This is a genomic window from Flavobacterium sp. BFFFF1, from assembly GCF_002256285.1.
Lineage (GTDB): Bacteria > Bacteroidota > Bacteroidia > Flavobacteriales > Flavobacteriaceae > Flavobacterium.
Genome location: NZ_NKJE01000031.1, coordinates 1 through 20,412, shown reverse-complemented (window position 1 = coordinate 20,412; position 20,412 = coordinate 1). Strand labels below are relative to the sequence as shown.

General features: G+C 44.8%; 19 protein-coding genes. 1 reads left to right on the top strand and 18 read right to left on the bottom strand.

Annotated features, from left to right (window positions below; genetic code table 11):
• Window positions 1–35 precede the first annotated feature (35 nt).
• The gene (locus CFE23_RS14500; protein ID WP_291089442.1) at window positions 36–2,057 is read right to left on the bottom strand and encodes a T9SS type A sorting domain-containing protein; all 2,022 of its coding nucleotides are present in this window, start codon (window positions 2,055–2,057) and stop codon (window positions 36–38) included.
• A gap of 364 nt (window positions 2,058–2,421) precedes the next feature.
• Here CFE23_RS14500 and CFE23_RS14495 point away from each other — a divergent pair, with 364 nt between their 5' ends.
• Window positions 2,422–3,147, top strand: coding sequence for a hypothetical protein (locus CFE23_RS14495; RefSeq protein WP_291089439.1), 726 nt, complete (start codon window positions 2,422–2,424; stop codon window positions 3,145–3,147).
• Window positions 3,148–3,576: 429 nt separating this feature from the next.
• Here the strand turns inward: CFE23_RS14495 and CFE23_RS14490 are convergent, their stop codons facing one another.
• The 17 genes from CFE23_RS14490 to CFE23_RS14410 all read right to left on the bottom strand — a co-directional run.
• Entirely contained in the window at window positions 3,577–4,836 is a 1,260-nt protein-coding gene (locus CFE23_RS14490; protein ID WP_291089436.1) for a peptidoglycan DD-metalloendopeptidase family protein, read from the bottom strand.
• Between the two features lie 22 nt (window positions 4,837–4,858).
• The gene (locus CFE23_RS14485) at window positions 4,859–5,629 is read right to left on the bottom strand and encodes a DUF4292 domain-containing protein (protein WP_291089432.1); all 771 of its coding nucleotides are present in this window, start codon (window positions 5,627–5,629) and stop codon (window positions 4,859–4,861) included.
• Window positions 5,629–6,975: a tetratricopeptide repeat protein gene (locus tag CFE23_RS14480; RefSeq protein ID WP_291089429.1), complete on the bottom strand. Its 1,347-nt coding sequence runs from the start codon at window positions 6,973–6,975 to the stop codon at window positions 5,629–5,631. The genes CFE23_RS14485 and CFE23_RS14480 overlap by 1 nt, the downstream gene beginning before the upstream one ends.
• Before the next feature lie 7 nt (window positions 6,976–6,982).
• Entirely contained in the window at window positions 6,983–7,993 is a 1,011-nt protein-coding gene (locus CFE23_RS14475; RefSeq protein WP_291089426.1) for a sugar phosphate nucleotidyltransferase, read from the bottom strand.
• Between the two features lie 84 nt (window positions 7,994–8,077).
• A complete protein-coding gene (gene dut / locus CFE23_RS14470) occupies window positions 8,078–8,512 on the bottom strand; it encodes a dUTP diphosphatase (RefSeq protein WP_291089424.1) in 435 nt (144 codons plus the stop codon).
• A complete protein-coding gene (locus tag CFE23_RS14465; RefSeq protein WP_291089421.1) occupies window positions 8,490–10,037 on the bottom strand; it encodes an oligosaccharide flippase family protein in 1,548 nt (515 codons plus the stop codon). The genes dut and CFE23_RS14465 overlap by 23 nt, the downstream gene beginning before the upstream one ends.
• Window positions 10,038–10,314: 277 nt before the next feature.
• The gene (atpG, locus tag CFE23_RS14460; protein ID WP_291089418.1) at window positions 10,315–11,178 is read right to left on the bottom strand and encodes an ATP synthase F1 subunit gamma; all 864 of its coding nucleotides are present in this window, start codon (window positions 11,176–11,178) and stop codon (window positions 10,315–10,317) included.
• 73 nt (window positions 11,179–11,251) lie between these two features.
• Window positions 11,252–12,829, bottom strand: coding sequence for a F0F1 ATP synthase subunit alpha (atpA, locus tag CFE23_RS14455; RefSeq protein ID WP_291089415.1), 1,578 nt, complete (start codon window positions 12,827–12,829; stop codon window positions 11,252–11,254).
• Window positions 12,830–12,843: 14 nt separating this feature from the next.
• Window positions 12,844–13,377 carry an ATP synthase F1 subunit delta gene (atpH, locus tag CFE23_RS14450; protein ID WP_291089412.1) on the bottom strand — a complete coding sequence of 178 codons (534 nt, stop codon included), beginning with the start codon at window positions 13,375–13,377 and terminating at the stop codon, window positions 12,844–12,846.
• A 2-nt stretch (window positions 13,378–13,379) separates the two neighbouring features.
• Window positions 13,380–13,880 carry a F0F1 ATP synthase subunit B gene (locus CFE23_RS14445; RefSeq protein WP_291089409.1) on the bottom strand — a complete coding sequence of 167 codons (501 nt, stop codon included), beginning with the start codon at window positions 13,878–13,880 and terminating at the stop codon, window positions 13,380–13,382.
• Between the two features lie 91 nt (window positions 13,881–13,971).
• A complete protein-coding gene (gene atpE / locus CFE23_RS14440) occupies window positions 13,972–14,172 on the bottom strand; it encodes an ATP synthase F0 subunit C (RefSeq protein ID WP_181369001.1) in 201 nt (66 codons plus the stop codon).
• Between the two features lie 81 nt (window positions 14,173–14,253).
• Entirely contained in the window at window positions 14,254–15,411 is a 1,158-nt protein-coding gene (gene atpB / locus CFE23_RS14435) for a F0F1 ATP synthase subunit A (RefSeq protein WP_291089406.1), read from the bottom strand.
• A 117-nt stretch (window positions 15,412–15,528) separates the two neighbouring features.
• A complete protein-coding gene (locus CFE23_RS14430; protein ID WP_291089404.1) occupies window positions 15,529–15,924 on the bottom strand; it encodes a hypothetical protein in 396 nt (131 codons plus the stop codon).
• Window positions 15,924–16,157: an AtpZ/AtpI family protein gene (locus tag CFE23_RS14425; RefSeq protein ID WP_291089401.1), complete on the bottom strand. Its 234-nt coding sequence runs from the start codon at window positions 16,155–16,157 to the stop codon at window positions 15,924–15,926. Before CFE23_RS14425 ends, CFE23_RS14430 begins: the two co-directional genes overlap by 1 nt.
• Window positions 16,120–16,530, bottom strand: a complete 411-nt coding sequence (locus CFE23_RS14420) for a polymer-forming cytoskeletal protein (protein ID WP_291089398.1) — start codon at window positions 16,528–16,530, stop codon at window positions 16,120–16,122. The genes CFE23_RS14425 and CFE23_RS14420 overlap by 38 nt, the downstream gene beginning before the upstream one ends.
• A 6-nt stretch (window positions 16,531–16,536) precedes the next feature.
• A complete protein-coding gene (locus CFE23_RS14415; protein ID WP_291089394.1) occupies window positions 16,537–19,554 on the bottom strand; it encodes a gliding motility protein in 3,018 nt (1,005 codons plus the stop codon).
• A 342-nt stretch (window positions 19,555–19,896) separates the two neighbouring features.
• The coding region (locus CFE23_RS14410; RefSeq protein ID WP_291089391.1) for an AAA family ATPase at window positions 19,897–20,412 on the bottom strand (516 nt) is incomplete at its 5' end.

Here is a 20,412-nt window from a genome sequence, read left to right as displayed (position 1 = left end):
GTAATTCTCAATTCGTAATTCTCAATTCTTAATTCTCAATTCTTAATTATCTTCATACTCCCCTCCCCCTTATTCGTGCGCACCTTCACAATATAAATCCCTTCAGGGTAAGAGGAGAGGTCAACAGGCACCGTCCGCGAATCAATCTTAAACGATTGCAACTGCCTTCCCGCCAGGTCATACAGCTCCGCCGTGCCCTTGTCAAAATCAAACCCGATCACCACATTCGTAAACGTTGTCGCCGGATTCGGGAACGCCTCTACCGCCTTAGGGTCCTTGTCCTTTTTGTCCTTATCCTTGAGCTTCACAATCCAGAAATCCTTCCCGCCGTAATTCGTAGTCTTATCTCTTGAAGCGCTAAGTCCCGGTTTTGGGCCTTGCTGTGCCGTGCCACTTCCTCCGTTACCGCCTTTGTCGTTACCACCTTTCCCACTGCTTAACACATCACCCACAGGGCCAACGCCCACCTTCACCCTCGAATGGTTATCCTGCCCTACCGCTTTTTTCGCACCATCCGCAACCCCGTTAGCCTGGTCTTTAACATAATCATTCGCCGTTTGTGTCGCATCCTGAACCGCGCCATCCACCGCCGCCTGTGCCTTCTCCGCACCCGCCAGCTGCCCGGAGGTATCCACACCGCCAACGGTCTTCTTACTTTCGACTTTCGACTTTCGACTTTTGCCTTTGTTCTCAGGGTTGGAAGTTCCCGCCAGCAAATACCCGCCATCCCGCGTCATGATCGCCTTCCGCAAGATGTCCTCGCCGTCACTGCCCACACTCTTATCCCAAAGGTTTTCGCCCTTTTCCGAAATCTTAAGCACGATATAGTCATTAATCCCTTCATTGTCTTTAGTTTTTTCACTCTGTGCAAATCCACCTATGAGAAAGCTGTGGTCCTCATTCTCCACAACCGACGTCAACACATCCGCCTTCCCGAAATCATACACCTGCTGCCAGTCCGTGTTGCCCTTGTCATCAAGCTTCAACACCCAAAAATCCGTACCGCCCTTATTGGTCGTGCTTTTATTCCCGGTCGCACCCGAGTTCGAGTTCCCGCCCACGATGTAACCTTTGTCATACGTCTGGTGGATCGCAAACAACTGGTCGTCCCGGTCGCCACCCAGCGTCCGTTGCCATTCGATATGCCCGTCCTTATTTAATTTCAATATCCAGAAGTCATTCCCCTTCCCAAAATTATCCTCGGTCTTCTCATATCCCCCCGTCACCCCAAACGTGGTCGACGAACCTTGCGCCGTCGAATTCCCTTGCGCCGTCGACGAATTCGAATACCCACCCAAAATATACCCGCCATCCACCGTCTGTTCCATCGATTTCAGCAAATCCGCATATTGACCGCCATAAGTATGCTGCCATTGCACGTCGCCCTTGCCGTCCACCTTAATGATCCAGTAATCCATATTGCCACGCGACACATCCCATTTTTGACCTTTCGGAGTTCCGCCTCCCGGCTCGGATGGAGCCGGGCCAGCTGGTGAAGAGGCCGAATTCCCCCCAATCAAATAGCCGCCATCACGCGTTGGCACCACCGCCACCAGGTCATCCTGACCCGAGCCGCCATACGACTGCTGCCACTCCTGCTCACCCTTGGCATTGAGCTTGATCACCCAGTAGTCGTTGCCACCAAACGAAGGCGCCGTTCTACCCCCCTCCCGATACTTCGGGGCGTTGGAGAGGGGCTGGGGGTGAGGATAAACAGGTGAGGAGGAAGTACCCCCCAATACAAACCCACCATCCGCCGTACACCGCACCGACATTAAAAAATCAGAACCCGATCCGCCAAAAGTCTTTTGCCAGTCCTCCTTGCCATGCTCATCCATCTTCCAGATACAATAATCGAGGTCGCCGTTGGACGCCTGCGTCTTGTTCCCGGACGGCACAGAAAGCGAACTCCCGGCAATGATAAATCCATAATCAGCCGTTGGCTGCACGTCAAATAAATAGTCGGCCTGCCGACCGCCGTATGACTGTTCCCATTGGATGTCCTGGGCTTGTCCCGCAAGGATGCAGAACGGCAGCAGCATAAGATAATGCTTCATAGTGAGGATGTGTTAGTGGTTTATGGGTGCAAAAGAAGGATGAACACACCCGAAAGTTACATTTTGAAATGTATTAAAAAAACAAAACGCTTTTTACCGTACATGTTAAAGTTTTATTAACAAATTACAAACATTGTGATTTCATAAGAAATAGATTTCGCAAAACGACAAACGCCAATCCCCCGAATTTAAAGGGACTTGAAGCAAAATACACCATCGTTTTGTCTACATATAACACTCATAATTAATATGTTAATAATTTTAACCTAGCGATAAAAATTTGTTAAACCAGTTTTTTGTGAGGATATTTTTTACAAATTCGTACCAACCAAAATGTGAATATTAATCTTTAAATTAAATATTTATGAAAACAAATGCCAGAAATTACAATGTCAAAGATGTAAACCTGATGATCGCCGCGGACACCATCGTCTCCCACGCCATCAACCACAAGGAATTCCTGCAGTCCAAACGCGCCGTGTGGGCAGACCCGTTCTTCGAAGACTTCCAAACACGCATCAACAACGCCATCCAAACCTACCTTGGCGCCGACAACGCCGCACAACTACGCCAATCCACACAAAAGGTGCATGAAATCCTTGAACCAGTCCGCACACTGCTTGCCGAAATCCGCATCCAGATCGTCGAGGACTTTAAAAAGACACCTGCAACACGCGACGAGATCTTAAATACCCTTGGATTCAGCAGCCTGTATGGCAAAGTAAGCAACAACGACCAGGAAGCCACCGTCGAATTGCTCTACCGCTTCAAAAACGGCCTCACCGATGAACTGCAAAAGAAAATTACCGAAGCCGGCACAGCGGCAGAAAGCCTCAATGCCTTGAAAGACCACGCTGAAAAATTCAAGGATGCAGAAGTAGCACAGGAAACCAATAAAGGAAAACGTAAAGTAATTACCGCCGAAGCTGTCGCAGAATTCAATGCCATCTACGACCAGCTCGTATCCGTAAACAGAATTGCATCAAAATTCTTCAAAGGAGACAAATCCCGCCAGGAACTGTTTAGCTTTAGTAAAATTACAAAATCACTAAGCGGACCCACACGAAATACACCACAACCCACTTCATAAATTAAAAAGCCCACTCCAAGTGGGTTTTTTGATGCCTTAAAAAAAGACAAGCGCGATTCAAAAATGTGTTCCGCCAGCAACCAATCGAATGGGGCGCTTCAGAAATTACTTTTTAGCCTTCAGAAAATGTTTTTTACGCTTCAGAACTTTACTCTTATCCGTCAGAAACCATTTCTTATCCTTCAGAACTTTATTCTTATCCTTCAGAAACTAATTCTTATCCTTCAGAAACGATTTCTTATCCTTCAGAAATCATTTCTTATCCTTCAGAAATCATTTCTTATCCTTCAGAAGCTTATTTTCATGCCTCCCTGTTAGCTGTCACCTACTAGCTGTAAGCTGTTAGCTGTTAGCTGTAAACTGTCAGCCGTTAGCCGTTAGCTGTAAGCTTTTAGCTATAAGTTGATCGCTAACCGCTAAAAGCTCTAACTACATATTAAACAACCAACTCGCCGGATTCTGGTAATTCGTGTTCTGAGAAATCATAAACTTGATCACCGTCTTCCCGGTGTCCGTATTCGTGCGCACCCGCCCGATATTCTGTTTCGTAGATACCTTGTCCCCTTTGTTCACCGAAACACTGCTCAGGTTCTGGTACACCGTAAAGAAATCCCCATGCTGGATCATCACCGCCATGTTCACCGGCGACAGCCTTTGGATGCTGTACACCGTGCCGCTATACACCGCCCGCGCACTGGCCTCTTTGTCAGTAGTGATCTCGACACCACTGCAATGCACCGTCAGCGAACTGATCAAAGGGTGCGGCTGGTCGCCAAAACGAAGGCTCACCGTGCCTTTCTCTACCGGCCACGGCAGTTTGCCCTTATTTGCTTTAAAATTATCCGAAACAAGCTTCGCCTCCGGCGTCAGCACGATTTTCGTCGCCGTTTCTGTTTTCTTCGTTTCCTCCGCAGTCGTCGTCTTAGGATTCGCTTTCAGGTTGGCCGCGGCCGTTTTCTTATTCGCTTCCGCAATCGCAGCCCGGATCAGCTTGTCGATCTGCCGGTCAATATTGCGGCTCTCCTGTTGCTTCTTCTTGATCTCGGCAATGGTCTTCTTCTTGTCTTTCTTGATCGAATTGACCAGCTTTTCCTGCTCCTGCTTCTCCTGCTCCAGCTTTTCGCGTTCCTTCTGCTGTTCCTCAACGAGTTTCTGCTTCTCCGTTTTCTGGACCTCAAGCTTGCCGTTGTAATTCGCCAGCTCCGATTGTTTTTTCTTAATCTGCTCCCCCTGAGCCCGGCGGTAGTTCGCATATTGCTTCATATACTGCGCGCGCTTATACGCCTGCAGGAAATTCTTCGACGACAATAAGAACATCGCGCGGCTTTGCTCCGAACGGCTTTTATACGACTTGACGATCATCCTGGCATAATCCGCCTTCAGGTCGGTCAATTCTCGGTTCAGCTTGTTGATCTCAAGCTGGTTGATGTACATGTTGTTTTTAAGGAGCTTCGCCTGCTTCTCGGTAGTGTTGATCAGCTTTTCACGCAGCTTGATTTTCTCCAGCTGCTGGGCGATAATAGTCGTCACCGACTTCTGCTTTTGGTTCTGGGATTCCAGCAAACGCTCCTTTTCACGGATTTCCTCCTGTATCTGTGCCTTACGCTGTTCCAGTTTTTCCTGGTCAACCTGGCTCCAGCCCACAGCCGAAACAAAAAGGAAAAACAGCGCTACAATAATTTTTGGCATACCAAGTTAGGTTTTTGCAAATCTAATCAATATTCACACGTTCGTAACCATCCGGCGCGCTGTAAGGAAAAGAAATTTCCTCGTTAAAAGTCGCCGAATTGTATTCAATACTGATCGACGTTTTCTTCTGGTTGTCGAAAGCCTCGATCTTCACCTCCGACGGCAGCGCCATCTCAGGATATTCCTTATAGTTCGGATACGTCACGTGCAGCATGCGGTTTTTAGCCGGCTGCTCGATATCCTGCTTCTTAGTTAAGAACTGCGACGCCTCAAAATAAAAATCCTTTTGCGTTCCTTTTGGATTCAACAGTTCCAGCTTGTACAATTGGTCTTCAATCGTCGCTTTGTACTTGCCTTTCGTGAGGTCATCCATCGCCTGCCCCAGCAGAATATGCTGCAATTTGAAGAAGTCGAGATCCGTACCCAGCCATTTGCTCAGCGTGGTATAATCGCCTTCAAAAAACTTCCCATTGAGCTTGTCGTAATATTTTACTTCAGTTGGCGTAATCAGGCCTTTCGCCATCGTAATCCCCAAAACCCGGATGCTGATCAGGATTTTCTCATCCTTCTTGATCTTGATCTCTGCATTCGCGTGTTGCGATTGCTTGTTGTCCTCATACGAAACATCAGCCTTGATGTACAGCGTTTTGAAATCCCGCTTCGTATTGTAATGGTTCTCAATGATTTTTTCAGCAGTCAGCGCCGTAGTCGCACGCGTTTCTGAAAGCGTCCCCTTTGTCGATTTACATGACACCACGATTGCCAGCAACGCTATGCTAAGATATTTTTTCATTATTTTTTCTTTTTAAGCAACTGATCCGCCTTAAGGAAATACTGCTCCTTTTTCTTCGCATCACCAAGTCCGTTATACGCTTCACCCAACTGTATGTTGAAGTTGATCTCCAAATCTCGATTGTCAACGAGGTAATCGATTCCGGTCTCGAGCGTCTCTTTCGCCTTTTTAAATTCCTTCAATTGGTTGTGCGCCAATCCAGAGAAATAATACAGCTCCGGCTGCAACGGAAACAACTCAATCAGGTTATCGGCCTTTTTAGCCAAAACATCAAATTGCTTATTTTCAGTATACGCCTGAAGCAAAAGTACCGTCGTTTCGATATCATCGGGATGATTCGCCGCATCAATCTCATAATATTTCGCAGCCTTTATCCAGTCTTTCTTATTCTGGTAAAACTTCGCAATCTCCTTCGCCGCATTCACCGATTTATCATCACTGACATACCCGATCGCTTTCTCAAGGTCCGCATCGTATTTCGGGTTATTCTTGGTGAAGATCAAAAACTCATTGATCATCCTTTGCTTTACCTTGTTGTCTACCTTCGTGCTTTTCAGCGCCTGGTTCATCGACACAACCGCCTTATCCCCATCATTATTGTTCAGGTGAAACTTAAAAAGGCTCACCTGCGCCCAGTCTGAAGTAGGGATTTCCTTTTCCAGCTGCCTGGCAATTTCCTGCGCCTTCTCTTCCTGGTTGCTGTTGGAATACAGGTAAATCAGCGATATGTAATTGGATTCTTCCTTAGGGTTTTTCTTAATCTGCGCGATCAGGTTGTCCTTTTCAGAACCCTGGTATTTGGAATCCTTCAGGATATCAGCCTTGTACAAATCGCGTTTATCCGAATGTCCCACGGTTTCATTCAGCTCGTTAATCACGACCAAAGCCTTGTCAAACTGCCCCGTTTTCATGTACAGCGAAGCCAGGTCCTCTTTGTAGCTCTCCTCAAACGGAATGAGCCGCTGCACCAGTACAATCGAATTGTTATAATCCTGGGTTTCATAAGTGACATCATACATTCCGGCGAGATACCAACGGTTTTTAGGTTCCAGCTTCGTCGCCTTTTCATACGCATCATACGCTTCGCGGTAACGTTTCAGGTGCAGGTAGTTTTTACCAAGCTCACTCAGCACCACAGCATTATCCGGCTCAAGCTTCAGGCATTTTTCCAATGATTCGATGGCCTTGTCATAATTCTCAATCGCCTTTTGCTTCAGCGATTCAAAAAACGATTCCTGGAATGCATCTGATGCCGAGGCAATGTCCTCTGGTTCAGCCTGCGCATGCAACGCCACCGGATACAATCCGACCAGCAGCACAATCAATAATAGAAAAATCCTTTTCATTGTCTTTTTATTCTAACACCGAGTAATCCCCGATGCTGATACTCGTAAATTTTCCGTCAAAGGTAGCGTGGCTCCCGACCATCGCGTTGTCAAGATTCGCATTGCGTATTTTTGAATGGGTTTGGATCAGGCTGTTTTTAACCGTACTGTTGATCACGTGGCAGCCTTTACCTAAAGACACGTTTGGACCTACCGTCGCATTCATCAAAATCACATCCGGACCGATATAACACGGTGGGATAATCTTGGAGTTTTCCGCCTTGACATGCGCGTCGACAAGATCTTCACCATCCTGATGTAAAAAGGCCAGCATCCTTGAATTCGTCTCCACCGTGACATTCTTATTTCCGCAATCCATCCACTCATCCACTTTGCCCGGCACAAACTTCATGCCTTTGACCTTCATGTTTTCCAACCCGTCCGTCAATTGGTATTCACCGCCTTTTACAACATGATTATCGAGTAAATATTGTAACTCCCCGCGTAAAGTTTCGCCGCTCTTAAAGTAATAGATCCCGATAATCGCCAGATCAGACACGAATGTCTGCGGCTTTTCGACGAAATCCACAATCTGGTTTTGGTCATTCAGCTGCACCACACCAAACGCGCTTGGATCTTCCACCTGCTTTACCCAGATCACACTGTCGGCAGTCGTATCCAAAGTAAAATCAGCACGGAAAAGCGTGTCGGCATACGCGACGACAATCGGTCCCTGCATGGAATCCTTCGCACACATAATTGCATGCGCGGTTCCCAACGCTTCGTTCTGGTAATAGATGGTTCCTTTGGCCCCCAATTTCTCGGCAATCGCAACGAGGTCCTTCTCCACATGTGCCCCGAAATCCTCATGGATGATAAAGGCGATTTCCTCGATCTCCTGATTGATTACGCCGGCAATGTCTTCCACCAGACGGTGAACGATCGGTTTTCCTGCAATCGGAATCAATGGTTTTGGAACTGTTAAGGTATGCGGTCTTAATCTTGAGCCGCGTCCGGCCATGGGTACTATTATTTTCATATTCTATATTGAAAGATTTAAAATTGAAAGATTCCGGTATTTGCGGACACTCCCAATTCTTAATTATTAATTGTTAATTGTCAATTACTTCACGCCCGTACTCCCAAACCCGCCTGCGCCGCGCGAGGTTTCGGTTAGGACTTCCACTTCTTCCCAATCGGCCCTCTCATGTTTGGCAATGACCAGCTGTGCAATACGCTCCCCATTGTCCACCGTGAAATCGGTATTGGATAAATTTACTAAAATCACCCCGATTTCGCCACGGTAATCCGCATCAATCGTTCCTGGTGAATTCAATACGGTGACGCCATTCTTGGCCGCCAGTCCACTGCGCGGTCGTACCTGTGCTTCAAAGCCAATCGGCAATTCGATAAAAAGGCCGGTTTTAATGATGGCCCTTTCCAGGGGTTTCAGGGTTATCGGCTGGTCAAGGTTTGCCCGTAAATCCATTCCTGCCGAAGCAATGGTTTCGTAATGTGGCAATGGATGCTGTGATTTATTGACGATCTGGATCTTCATCTGGATTTTGGGTGTTTGGTATAATGTCTTTTACTTTTGGTGGCGCCGCCTTTCTACCGATTATACTGAGCAGCATCGCCTTTTCGTTGTAATATATGAAACTCAGGAATACCAGCAAACAAGCTGTTCCCACAAAGTAATTCTCCCTGAAATAATAAAATGAAACGACGGATAATACGATGGATAGCCCGAGGTAGCCGCCAATCCGCTTCATGTCATACGGAATCGGATAATAATGATTTCCCCAAAAGTACGAAATCAGCATCATGCTGCCATAAGCGGCAATCGTCGCAATAGCCGAGCCCATGTAGCCATCCAGCCCTTGGCTTTCGAAAAAAGGAATCAGCAGGAAGTTTAACACCAGCGTAATGATGGCACCGATCACAGAGATGTAAGCCCCAATGTAAGTCTTGTCAATCAATTTATACCATACGGAAAGGTTCGTGTAAATGCCGAGGAAAAAATTTGCCAGGATAATCAACGGAACGACTTTCATTGCTTCCCAATATTGTGGATTGGGGATCATCAGGTACTTGAACACATCGGCAAAGACAATAACGAACAGTAAAATAAAAGACCCGAAGATCACAAAATACTTGGTGATGGTGGCATAGGTTTCATTGGCCTTTTCGTTTGACGCATGGCTGAAGAAGAACGGCTCTATGCCTAGTGTGTAAGCCGTACGGTAAAGTACCATAAAAAGCCCGAGCTTATAACAGGCGGCATAGACACCCACTTCAGATTTGGCGATGTCTGCCGGAAGGAGTTTCTCCAGGAGAATCTTGTCAAACTGGTCATTGATCGCAAATGCAATTCCGGCAATCAGGATGGGGACACCATAGCGCATCATCTGTTTCCAGAGCTTAAAATCAAAATGCCATTTGATCTTAAAGTAATGTGGCGAAAGGACCAAAAATGTGAGCAGGCTTGCAATGATATTCGATACAAAAATATATCCCGCCCGAAAATCAGCGTAGTAAAACGAACTCAGGAACGAATTGGGATAGGCTTTGGCGATCTTCGGAAGGTAAATCAGGAAGAACACATTCAACGCCAGATTAATCGCGACGTTTCCAATCTTAATCGCTGCGTACACTATGGGCCTCGCATTGGCGCGGAGTTTTGAAAACGGGACTACAGCCAGCGCGTCCAGCACAATAATCCAAATGACGTATGTAATGAACCGGACGTCAAACCCGATCAGCTGTGCAAGCTTTTCCCGGAAAATTAGTGCCGCGCCCAGGAAAACGATTGATGACCAGAACAACGAAATCGTAGACGTCTGGACCACATTGTCTTTGTCTTTCTCCTTGTTGTAAAACCTAAAAAACGAGGTTTCCATGCCATAAGCCAGGATCACATTAAAAAAAATGAGATAGGCAAAAATGACATTTACAGCACCATACTCTGCTTTGTCAAGTAATTTTACATACAACGGAACGAGCAGGAAACTGAAAATTCGCGGCAACACCGTGGCGATGCCATAGATTGCGGTTTGCTTGAAAAGGTTTTTATATAGGCTCAAAAGACTCCGTAATTGTTTTCTGGCTCAAAAATAACCAATCTTTAGTTGCTGTTGTACTGATGTCAATAATTTGTTTGACTTTAATCGGGTGTGTTGTGGCTCAATTGTACCAAAACCTTGGTATCAGTTACCATTTCTGACGAATACCTATTTTGTAGATATAGACTGCCAATAAAAATTATAGTATTGCTGATACCAAAACCACAGACCTTGTACAAAAGGCAACACCAAAAAAAAAGCCGATCAACGACCGGCTTTTATTATAAGTAAGAATAAGTTATCCTTTTAATGCTTCTGCACCACCAACGATTTCAAGAATCTCGTTTGTAATCGCAGCCTGGCGTGCTTTGTTGTACGTGAGTTTCAATTGATTTCTCAGCTCCGTCGCGTTATCCGTCGCCTTGTGCATCGCAGTCATACGCGCACCATGCTCAGACGCAAATGAATCACGAAGCGCTTTGTACAACTGTGTCTTCAGCATCTTTGGAATCAACGTCAATACGATTTCTTCTTTCGATGGCTCAAAAATGTAATCCACATTCGAATTTACCGAACCTGAAACAACGGGTGCCAAAGGCAGGAATTGCTCCGTTTGGATAATCTGTGTCGCTGCATTTTTGAATTGGTTGTATACCAAGACGATTTTGTCGTATTTGCCTTCGGTAAAAAGCTGCACCAATTCCTCAGCAATCACAGCAACATTATCAAACGTCAGGTTGTCAAAAACCTGATTGTGGTTTGACAATACTGTATTGTTTTTGCGGATGATGTCATTTCCTTTTTTACCAATTGTAATAAAATCAACCTGCTTTCCGGCGTATTCATTCTCCAGAAGGCGTTTGGTCTCCTTCACGACATTCGAGTTAAAAGCGCCACTCAAACCCCTGTTTGAAGTAATCGCCACAACCAAAACACGTTTCACGATGCGTTGGGTGGTAAACTCCCCTCCTGCATCGCCGTCGAGCGTTGAGGAAAGATTCTGAAGCAGTTCCGTTAACTTTTCGGCATAAGGGCGCATAGCGGTGATTGCATCCTGTGCTTTCTTCAGCTTGGCCGCAGAAACCATTTTCATCGCCGATGTGATTTGCATCGTGGATGAAACGGAGGTAATTCTATTACGGATTTCCTTTAAGTTTGCCATTTTTTATAAGTCTAAAGTCTAAAGCCTAAAGTCCAAAGTCTTTCGACCTTCGACTTTTGACTTTCAACTGGTATTAATTGTATTTTGCTGAAACTTCTTTCGCTACTTTTTCAATTACGTCCGTAATCGAATCGTCAAGTTTTCCTGCTTTCAATGCATTCAGCGTGTCTTTGTGCTGTGCGTTGAGGAATTCAAGGAAATCCTTTTCGAATTCTTTTACTTTGTTTACCGGAACGTTTCTCAACAGGTTTTTAGAACCTGCGTAGATAATCGCAACCTGGTCTTCCACTTTATAAGGATCGTTTAATCCTTGTTTCAGGATCTCTACGTTTCTTTTTCCTTTTTCGATTACGTTTAGCGTAACGGCATCAAGGTCAGAACCGAATTTTGCAAACGCTTCCAATTCACGGAATTGCGCCTGATCCAGTTTTAACGTACCAGACACTTTTTTCATCGATTTAATCTGGGCGTTACCTCCAACACGTGATACCGAAATACCTACGTTGATGGCAGGACGAACCCCTGAGTTGAACAAATCTCCGTCAAGGAAAATCTGTCCGTCAGTAATCGAGATTACGTTCGTCGGGATGTATGCAGAAACGTCACCAGCCTGTGTTTCGATGATTGGTAAAGCGGTCAAGGATCCACCACCTTTTACGATTGGTTTCAGGTTGTCCGGCAAATCATTCATCGCTTTGGCGATTTCGTCGTTGTTGATTACTTTACAAGCTCTTTCCAATAAACGGCTGTGCAGGTAGAAAACGTCTCCAGGATAAGCCTCACGTCCCGGTGGCCTTCTCAAAAGAAGCGACACCTCACGGTAAGCCACGGCTTGTTTTGACAAATCATCATACACGATGAGTGCCGGACGACCCGTGTCACGGAAATACTCCCCGATAGCAGCACCCGCAAGCGGAGCATATACCTGCATTGGAGCAGGGTCAGAAGCATTTGCAGCAACGATTACGGTATAAGCCATAGCACCTTTTTCTTCCAGCGTTTTTGCAATACTCGCGACAGTCGATGCTTTTTGCCCGATGGCAACATATATACAGAATACAGGCTGACCTGCATCGTAAAATTCTTTTTGGTTCAAAATTGTATCCAGACAAACGGTAGACTTCCCTGTCTGACGGTCACCGATTACAAGCTCCCTTTGACCACGTCCAACAGGAATCATGGCATCAACAGCTTTAACACCTGTCTGAAGTGGTTCAGTTACAGGCTGACGGAAGATGACTCCCGGCGCTTTCCTTTCAAGCGGCATGTCGTAAAGCTCACCTCCAATAGGACCTTTCCCATCGATTGGCTGGCCAAGTGTATTGACTACACGTCCTACGATTTGCTCACCAACTTTCAAAGAAGCGATACGCTGAGTCCTCTTCACAATAGAGCCTTCCTTAATCCCGGTTGATGGCCCTAAAAGTACCACACCCACGTTGTCTTCTTCAAGATTCAGTACGATACCTTCCATACCGCTGTCAAAAGAGACAAGCTCACCGTATTGAACATTTGATAAGCCGTAAACACGGGCAATACCATCTCCAACCTGAAGTACAGATCCCACTTCTTCAAGTGTGGCTCCAGATTCAAAATTCTCAACCTGTTTCTTTAATATTGCTGAAATTTCAGCCGGTTTAATTTCCGCCATAATTATATAAATAACTAGTTACTTAATTCTCTTTTTAATACCTGTAATCTGTTGGCAATAGAAGCATTATATTGCTGATCGCCAATTCTCAATATAAATCCACCGATGATCGCCGGATCCACAATGTTTTCCAAAACTATTTTCTTGTTGGACAACGTAAGCACTTTTGACAGCACTTTAGCTTCCAGTTCCGGAGTCATCGGAAAAGCAGTCGTTACTGTCGCTTTTTCGATTCCGTTCATCTCATCAAAAAGCCTGGCGTATTCTGAAGCAATAGCGCCTAAAATCTCAAACCTTTTATTTTCGTGTAACAAATGGAAAAGATTTTTGGTTACGCCATTGACATTGGCGAAAATTTCTGACACCGCACTTTCCTTCACAGATACTTTCGTCGTTGGATTCTGGATAAAAGTAGTCAATTCTGCATTGCCTTTGATGGTTGACGCAATGGTATCCATGTCGTTGTTCACTTCGACTGCCACACCTTTTGAGTGTGCGAGGTCAAGGATTGCCTTTGCATAACGGATTGCTGCTCTGCTTCCTGCCATGATTAGTTCAGTTTAGCGTCACCCAACATCTTCTCTACCAATTTGGTTTGAGCTTCTTTGTTGGACAATTCATCTTTTAATAATTTTTCTGCAATGTCAAGAGACAATGACGATACTTTGGCTTTTAATTCGGCCATAGCAGCATTTTTCTCACTCTCAATTGCGGCTTTAGCCTGCTCGATCATTTTCTGTCCGGCGGCCTGCGCTTCATTTTTAGAATCAGCAATCATTTTTTCCCTGATTTCCCTGGCTTCTTTCATCATCGTATCACGCTCAACACGTGCTTCCTGAAGAATTCTTTGGTTATCAGCCTGAAGGTTCTGCATTTCTTTTCTTGCATTTTCAGCAGAAAGCAACGCGTTCTTAATGCCTTCTTCTCTTTCGTTAACTGCATTTAGGATTGGCTTCCATGCAAATGCCCTTAAAAGGAATATCAATCCAACGAAGATAAGCATCTGCCAGAAGAACAAACCGAACGAAAAATCCTCTACTAACTTTCCCATAACTATTTATATAAGTAAATTATCTTTTTATTGTCAATGTAACTTTTAAAACAAGGCCGCAACCAACCGTTGCAGCCTGATGTTTTTTCTACTAGTTTTCAGCAACTGCAAACAATGCAGCAAAACCGATACCTTCAATAAGCGCCGCTGCAATAAGCATCGCTGTTTGAATTTTTCCTGTAGCTTCTGGTTGACGTGCAATAGCATCCATAGCTGATCCACCGATTTTACCGATACCGATACCAGCTCCGATAACTACTAAACCTGCTCCAACGATTCTAGGAATTTCCATAATATATGTATTAAAAATTAAACATTCAATTTAGTCCAAAGTCCAAAGCCTTTGGGCTTGCGACTTTCCACTTTCGACTATTTAGTGGTGCGCTTCTTCGTGATGGTGTTCTTCCACGGCTGAACCGAAGTACAGCGCGGAAAGCATCGTGAAAATATACGCCTGCAACAGGGCAACCAATATCTCGATTGTTGAAATGGCAAAGGAAAGCAGGAACGACAAGGTTCCTCCAACCCAGCTTTTGAAAATGAATATCAATGCGATCAGACTCATCAATACGATGTGGCCTGCAATGATGTTTGCGTACAAACGGATCATTAACGAAAATGGCTTAATCAACACGCCCAGCAGTTCTATTGGTGCTAAAATAATCTTCATCGGAAGCGGCACGCCCGGCATCCAGAAGATGTGTCCCCAGTAATTTCTGTTTGCTGTCAGGTTTGTGATCAGGAAGGTGATTACGGCCAAACCTGCGGTAATGGCAATGTTTCCTGTGACATTAATTCCAAGTGGCGTCAATCCAAAAATATTCAGGAACCAAACAAAAAAGAAGATTGTAAGCAAATAGCTCATGTATCTCTTGTAGTGCTTTTCGCCAATATTTGGAATCGCAATTTCGTCACGAACATACAATACAATCGGTTCGAAAATCCTTCCAAAACCTGAAGAAATCCCTCCGTTTTTAGCAAATGATTTTGCCAGGCTTGCAAAAATCAGGAACATCAATATGGCTACTACAAACATGGACAACACGTTTTTAGTAATTGAAAAATCCAATTTAACCTGTTCGTTTGTAGGATGGTGCTCGTCGCCCGACAATTCTGCAGTAGCGCTTTCGACCTTATAAATTTTCTCGTCGTGTCCTAATCTGTAGTAGTTCCCGTTTGACTCAGCAACAGCGTGGCCATGCTCAAATTTTGAGGAAGAAAATATGTGCAGGCCATTATCCCAAAGAATAATAGGCAATGGAAAACCATAGTGCTTACCTTCCTTTTCATCTGAAAACAAAGTAAACTCATGGGAATCTAAAACGTGGTGATTTTTGTATGCGTCAATTTTTGATTTTAAATCGTTCGGTTCATGACCTTCATGGGAAGTTTCTGATGCCGCTGCTTCATGGCCGGCTGATTCGCCGTGTACTTTCAAAGAGTCTGATTCTGTGTTGGCAAAACCAAAAAACGGAAGAGATACAGCAAGGACAGTGAATATGAATTTGTGTAGTTTATTCGAAAACATCATAACCGATAATTATCTTAATTGTACTTTCTGAAATTTGGTGCAAAGGTACATTTTTTATTTATACGTAAAAGCATATAAAAAATATTTTTTTGCTGAAATAGCCGGTTTAAAATCGTTTTATTGATTTTTGTTTAATAAACGTATGGCCAAAATTGTTTCTATTGCCAAAAACAATAAAAATACGATTAAAAAGCTGGACTTTTCAAATGACATTCCAGACCCTTCGTTTTCCAAACCTGGAAAGAACAGCGCAAAGCACAATCCCATTTCGATAAAGGTCATCAGCATGATTGATTGACCGAAACTATTGACGCTGTATTTTTTAACGAATACCGAAACCAGCATGATGATGGCAAAGCAGGTTCCAAAGAAGGCATACATCTCCCAAATGGAAAACGTAAATTCGCTTTCTTCGCTTTTAAAATAGGTGCTCAGTACCAATTTATGGACCAGCAAAAGTGCAGCTGAAATTACAACGCTCCAGCATACCGGCAAAAAATCCCTGAAACGCATTATTGGTCTGATTTATTGATTTCCTTAAGTTGGCGGTTGATGTTGTAGAAGGCGATAGCGATACCCGAAAGCGTGAGTATCTTCACATAAATGTCGTTGGGATTCACGTACTTTCTATCGAGCCACTTGCCAAGCCAGGCAAATGCAAATATGATGATTCCCATTTGTATGGGAATATTGATCAGCGCCAGCCACTTATTGGGCTTTTTCTTCGGGGTATTGTCTGGTGTCATTTGGCGGCTGGTTTTTGATATTGGGTTTCATGATGCACGAAGCACTAAAATCTGCTCCAGGTTCTACGGAAAGCTTGCCGCATATTACTTCACCGTGAATGCTTGCTTTAGATTTTATATTCAGGATTTCCGAAACCTGGATCTTCCCATCGAAAACACCTTCAATGTCGGCATTTTTGCAAATAATATCGCCCTTTACAACGCCTGCAGGACCAATAACAATTTTGCCTTTGGAGGTAAAATTTCCTTGCAATTCTCCATCCAGCCTGAAGTCGGCCTGGGAAATGATATTGCCCGTGATGGTGGTTCCTTCCACAATCCTGTTGGTCTTTCCCAGAAGATCCGTATATGATTTTGGGCTTTTCTCAAACATGGTTTACTATTTTCCTTTTACCGGTGCGGGTGGGTTTGGCGTTTCCTGTGGGTCGTCTGAATCAACCGGCGCCTGCATTTCAGGTTCTTTTTTCTGCGTTTCACTGTCCAGCTTCCTGCGTTTCTCTTCCGCTTCCCGAATTTGCTGTTCGATCATTTGCTGCCTTTTCTGTTTGGCATCATCTCCTGATGGCGGCATCGTTCCGGGAGCCGGTGGTGTGAGCTGCTGCGGGGTTGTCTGCGGCGGTGTCACCTGCTTATCCGTTTTTCCTTTGTCATCACTTTTCGGTACAGGTGGAGCTTGCGGCAATGCTGGCGTTGGCTTCAGGTACTCTGCAAGGTTTTTCTTGATTTGGACGATTTTGTAATTCTCATTGGAGATTACGATGGCTTCCAACGGAATCTTATATTCTTTATAATCTTTCAAAATCGTCGCGATGTCTACCGCCTTTTGCTCGTTCCCGATGCCGTGGATTGCGATAAAGTCTTCCGTCATCGTATACACGTCAACCGACAATGTTAACTTTTCCACTGTTCGCTCTGAAACGAATTTTTTAAGTTTATCGGCAACGGCTTTAACTGCAGGCGTTTCCACATTGCTTATTTTGTAGATAATTTTCCAGCTTAACGGTTCCTCCTTGTCAAACTGCAAACGCTCCAGCGCCGGAATGTCTTTTGAGATCATGCTTTCTGCCTGCTTTCCTTCCTCGACATTTGGATAGTTTAACGCAACGTAGTTAAGCGCCTTTTTATACTCTGCCAATCCTTTTAATTTCCCAATAACAGCAGCTTTCAGCAATTCCATTTTGGGAATAATTTCTTCTCCAGTAAACTGTTCGACTGCTTTTTCAAGCCCGCTGAGGGTAGGTATAAATTCTCCCCGTTCATACGTTTTATACAAACTTTCATAGGCCGCCTCGGGCGAGAGATTCGCATTGTCCTGGCTTGTTGCGCCATTGCTGAGGATTTGGGCGTAACGCGATTCCGGATATTGGTTGATAATCCTGTTCTTCATCGCTTCAGCCTTAGGCTTGTCGATAATCTCGTAGATCTTATAAAGATTGTACATTGATGGCAACACCAGTCTCTCTTCGGGTTTATTCAACAATAACTGCTCCAGTTTTGAGGCTGCCAGCTTGTACTCCTTAAATTTCTCTTTGTAAATAACGCCGAGCTGATAGTACGCAAAATTTCTTTCTTTGGCGAGGCTGTCCAGCACTTTCTGTGACTCCGGAAGTTGTTTGAGGTAGAAATCAGGCGTGTAACGCTCATCAATTTTGTCTTCTTTCGAACCCGAAATACTGTCTTTATTCTCCGCATTGTCTTTTTTATCACTGTCTGCTTCTTTAGAAGATGAAATCCTCCAATCGTCTTTTAATCCGCGGCTGCCCCATTTCTTTTTAAACTCCAACTTCCCATACGCGACGGTTGACGGGTTGTAAAAATAAAACGCATCGCTTTTTCCTGAGGCAGAAGACGACGACGACTGTCCAGCAGCAGCATTTCCTTCCTTAAATGGAGAAGTACCCCCTGAAGGTTTACTGCCGGTTACAGAACGTCCCGCATTACCTGTTCCGGGCCCGACGGGTAGTCCCGGGCCGCCTTTCGCTCCTGCGATGGGATCAATAACATCATCATTGCTATTGACATTACGGGCGAGTCTTTCCATCTTCTCCCGCTGTTTCTTTTCAGCTTCCGCTTTCTCAATATCAGCCTTTTTTAACCTTACGATATAATCCTCATAAAAACTTTTACGTTCCGCTGGTGAAAGCGATACTACGTTCAATATACTGTCATTGTGTTGTGCGATGCCCTCATATTTGATTACATCGGCTAAATTGTCACGCTTGTTTTTGATGTACCGGTATTCCCTTGTTTTCGCAACGAGCCTTGTAAGGGTACTGTCATAATATTGTCCCGCAGACTGGTACTTGGCGTTATCAAAATAGATTTTGGCAAGGTTGCGGTAATTCGAAGCCATTAAGTATTGATCGGAGGACTTTGTCCGCAGCGATTTGTTGTAGTACTTAACCGCCTGCTTTCCCTTCGATCTTTTGTCATAAAACAACGCCATCTGGTGGTTAAGCACATCGAGGTAAGCCCTGTTTTCGCGGTCTTCCATCAGGCTCTTGTATTTCTTAAGAAACGCTATCGTGTCTCCTTTGTTAAAATCAAACTGTGCCGCCTGACGCGCGTGTGCCTGGATGATGTAACGCCTCGGAGCATTCCTGCGCATGTCAATCACGGTCTGGAATGCTGCATAGGCACTGTCTTTCTCTCCCGCTTCATCATAAAGCTGACCAAGGATAAAAGTGTACCTTGCTTTTTCTTCTTTCGATTTCGTAAAATCTGTCGCTACTTTCAGTCGGGCACGGGCACTGTCGCGCTCTTCAAGGTTTAAGAATGCCTGCGCCAGTGTCGCGTTCACATCGGCATAAGTCTGCGGCTTAATTTTTGTCTTAAGCTTCATGTCAATTAGCAGCTTTCTAAGGTTTTTTGCCGCCAAAGCATCGTTGTCCATCCGCATATTCGTGCGTTCACGCCAAATTTTTGCTTCGTAAATCTTATCGCTTTCTGGATACTTGTATAGGATGTAATTGAATGCTTCAAGCGCCGGCACAAAGCGGTGGTCGTAATAACGTGCCTTTCCCAGCAGTAAATGTGCCTCGTCCATTTGCGGATTTTTCTCCTTCCCATCAATGTTCATCGAACGTTTCTGGATGGCTTTTACCGCCTTTTCCTCCGCACGGGCAAAGTTAGCATTCTTGTTTTGGCCGGGAAGAATATTCTCAGACGACACCTGCATGCGCTCAACCGGAAGGATTTCCCAGAAATTATCGCTGTAGGTCTGCTTCACCTCTTCAATGCCTTTGTCCAGCGCCATATTACCGTTGTAAAGCACGTTGTACTTGGTGTTCAGCGCCTGCCAATTCCTGTTCACCCATTTGTCTTTTTTAGTCGAACAGGCAATCAGGACAAACAGTAAAAAGAGAGAAAATATATATCGTAAGTGGTTATTCTTCAATTTCAAAACGTTTTTAGGCATAACTTCCAAAAGCTATTTTTAGTATACAACCGGTAAAAATACGTTTCTTTTTGATATGAGGAAAAAAATGGCCGGTTTTTAATAATCCTACGGTTTTTGCCGGTGTTGATTCACTTTTCCGCGAATATTATACAGGGCGCCTCCCTGCGGGCCGGGCTGTCCGCTGTATCTTTTTTCGGGAACAGGAAAGTACATTCAAATCCTTATTAGAAAAAAAGGATGCCACTTCCCCCGAAGCCTCGGGGGGGAAGCGGCATCATCTGATATGATGTATGCTATTAAATCACAAAAAACAAACGGCCTGAAATGGAATGTTTCGGATTATACGGCGAAGAATTCCTCGAGTTCCTTCAGCGTTTCAGCCGATGTATTGATGTCTTTAACCACCTCTCCCTTATGCAGGGCGACGATGCGGTCTGAAACCTCAACGGTGTGCATCAGGTCATGGCTTGATACCAAAACGGTCACCCTCGGGTCGTCTGCCAGTTCCTTGATGATTTTCTTTAACCTGAACTGCGTGGTCGGGTCAAGGTTTGCAAATGGCTCATCGAGGATAATCACTTCCGGACTGCCAATCAATGTGGCGATAATCCCAACTTTCTTTTGATTTCCTTTTGAAAAATCGCGGATGTATTTCTTGCTCTTTAGGATTTCGCCGTTAAAAAATTCCTCGTGTTTTGACAACAGGGCATCGACATCGGCTTTGTTTTGTCCGCGCAGCTCGCCGATAAAATAAAAGTATTCTTCAGGCGTGAGGTAACCGATAAGAAAACTCTCGTCAAGAAACGAAGCGGTAAATGGTTTCCATTTTTCACTGGTGTTGATCTGTATGCCGTT

Excerpts from the sequence above, each read along its gene's own strand:
- CFE23_RS14485 (WP_291089432.1), bottom strand. The coding sequence starts at position 5,629 with ATGAAAAAATATCTTAGCATAGCGTTGCTGGCAATCGTGGTGTCATGT.
- CFE23_RS14500 (WP_291089442.1), bottom strand. The coding sequence starts at position 2,057 with ATGAAGCATTATCTTATGCTGCTGCCGTTCTGCATCCTTGCGGGACAA.
- atpG (WP_291089418.1), bottom strand. The coding sequence starts at position 11,178 with ATGGCAAACTTAAAGGAAATCCGTAATAGAATTACCTCCGTTTCATCC.
- CFE23_RS14425 (WP_291089401.1), bottom strand. The coding sequence starts at position 16,157 with ATGACACCAGACAATACCCCGAAGAAAAAGCCCAATAAGTGGCTGGCG.
- CFE23_RS14490 (WP_291089436.1), bottom strand. The coding sequence starts at position 4,836 with ATGCCAAAAATTATTGTAGCGCTGTTTTTCCTTTTTGTTTCGGCTGTG.
- CFE23_RS14475 (WP_291089426.1), bottom strand. The coding sequence starts at position 7,993 with ATGAAAATAATAGTACCCATGGCCGGACGCGGCTCAAGATTAAGACCG.
- dut (WP_291089424.1), bottom strand. The coding sequence starts at position 8,512 with ATGAAGATCCAGATCGTCAATAAATCACAGCATCCATTGCCACATTAC.
- CFE23_RS14445 (WP_291089409.1), bottom strand. The coding sequence starts at position 13,880 with ATGGGAAAGTTAGTAGAGGATTTTTCGTTCGGTTTGTTCTTCTGGCAG.
- atpH (WP_291089412.1), bottom strand. The coding sequence starts at position 13,377 with ATGGCAGGAAGCAGAGCAGCAATCCGTTATGCAAAGGCAATCCTTGAC.
- CFE23_RS14430 (WP_291089404.1), bottom strand. The coding sequence starts at position 15,924 with ATGCGTTTCAGGGATTTTTTGCCGGTATGCTGGAGCGTTGTAATTTCA.
- atpE (WP_181369001.1), bottom strand. The coding sequence starts at position 14,172 with ATGGAAATTCCTAGAATCGTTGGAGCAGGTTTAGTAGTTATCGGAGCT.
- CFE23_RS14420 (WP_291089398.1), bottom strand. The coding sequence starts at position 16,530 with ATGTTTGAGAAAAGCCCAAAATCATATACGGATCTTCTGGGAAAGACC.
- atpB (WP_291089406.1), bottom strand. The coding sequence starts at position 15,411 with ATGATGTTTTCGAATAAACTACACAAATTCATATTCACTGTCCTTGCT.
- atpA (WP_291089415.1), bottom strand. The coding sequence starts at position 12,829 with ATGGCGGAAATTAAACCGGCTGAAATTTCAGCAATATTAAAGAAACAG.
- CFE23_RS14480 (WP_291089429.1), bottom strand. The coding sequence starts at position 6,975 with ATGAAAAGGATTTTTCTATTATTGATTGTGCTGCTGGTCGGATTGTAT.
- CFE23_RS14495 (WP_291089439.1), top strand. The coding sequence starts at position 2,422 with ATGAAAACAAATGCCAGAAATTACAATGTCAAAGATGTAAACCTGATG.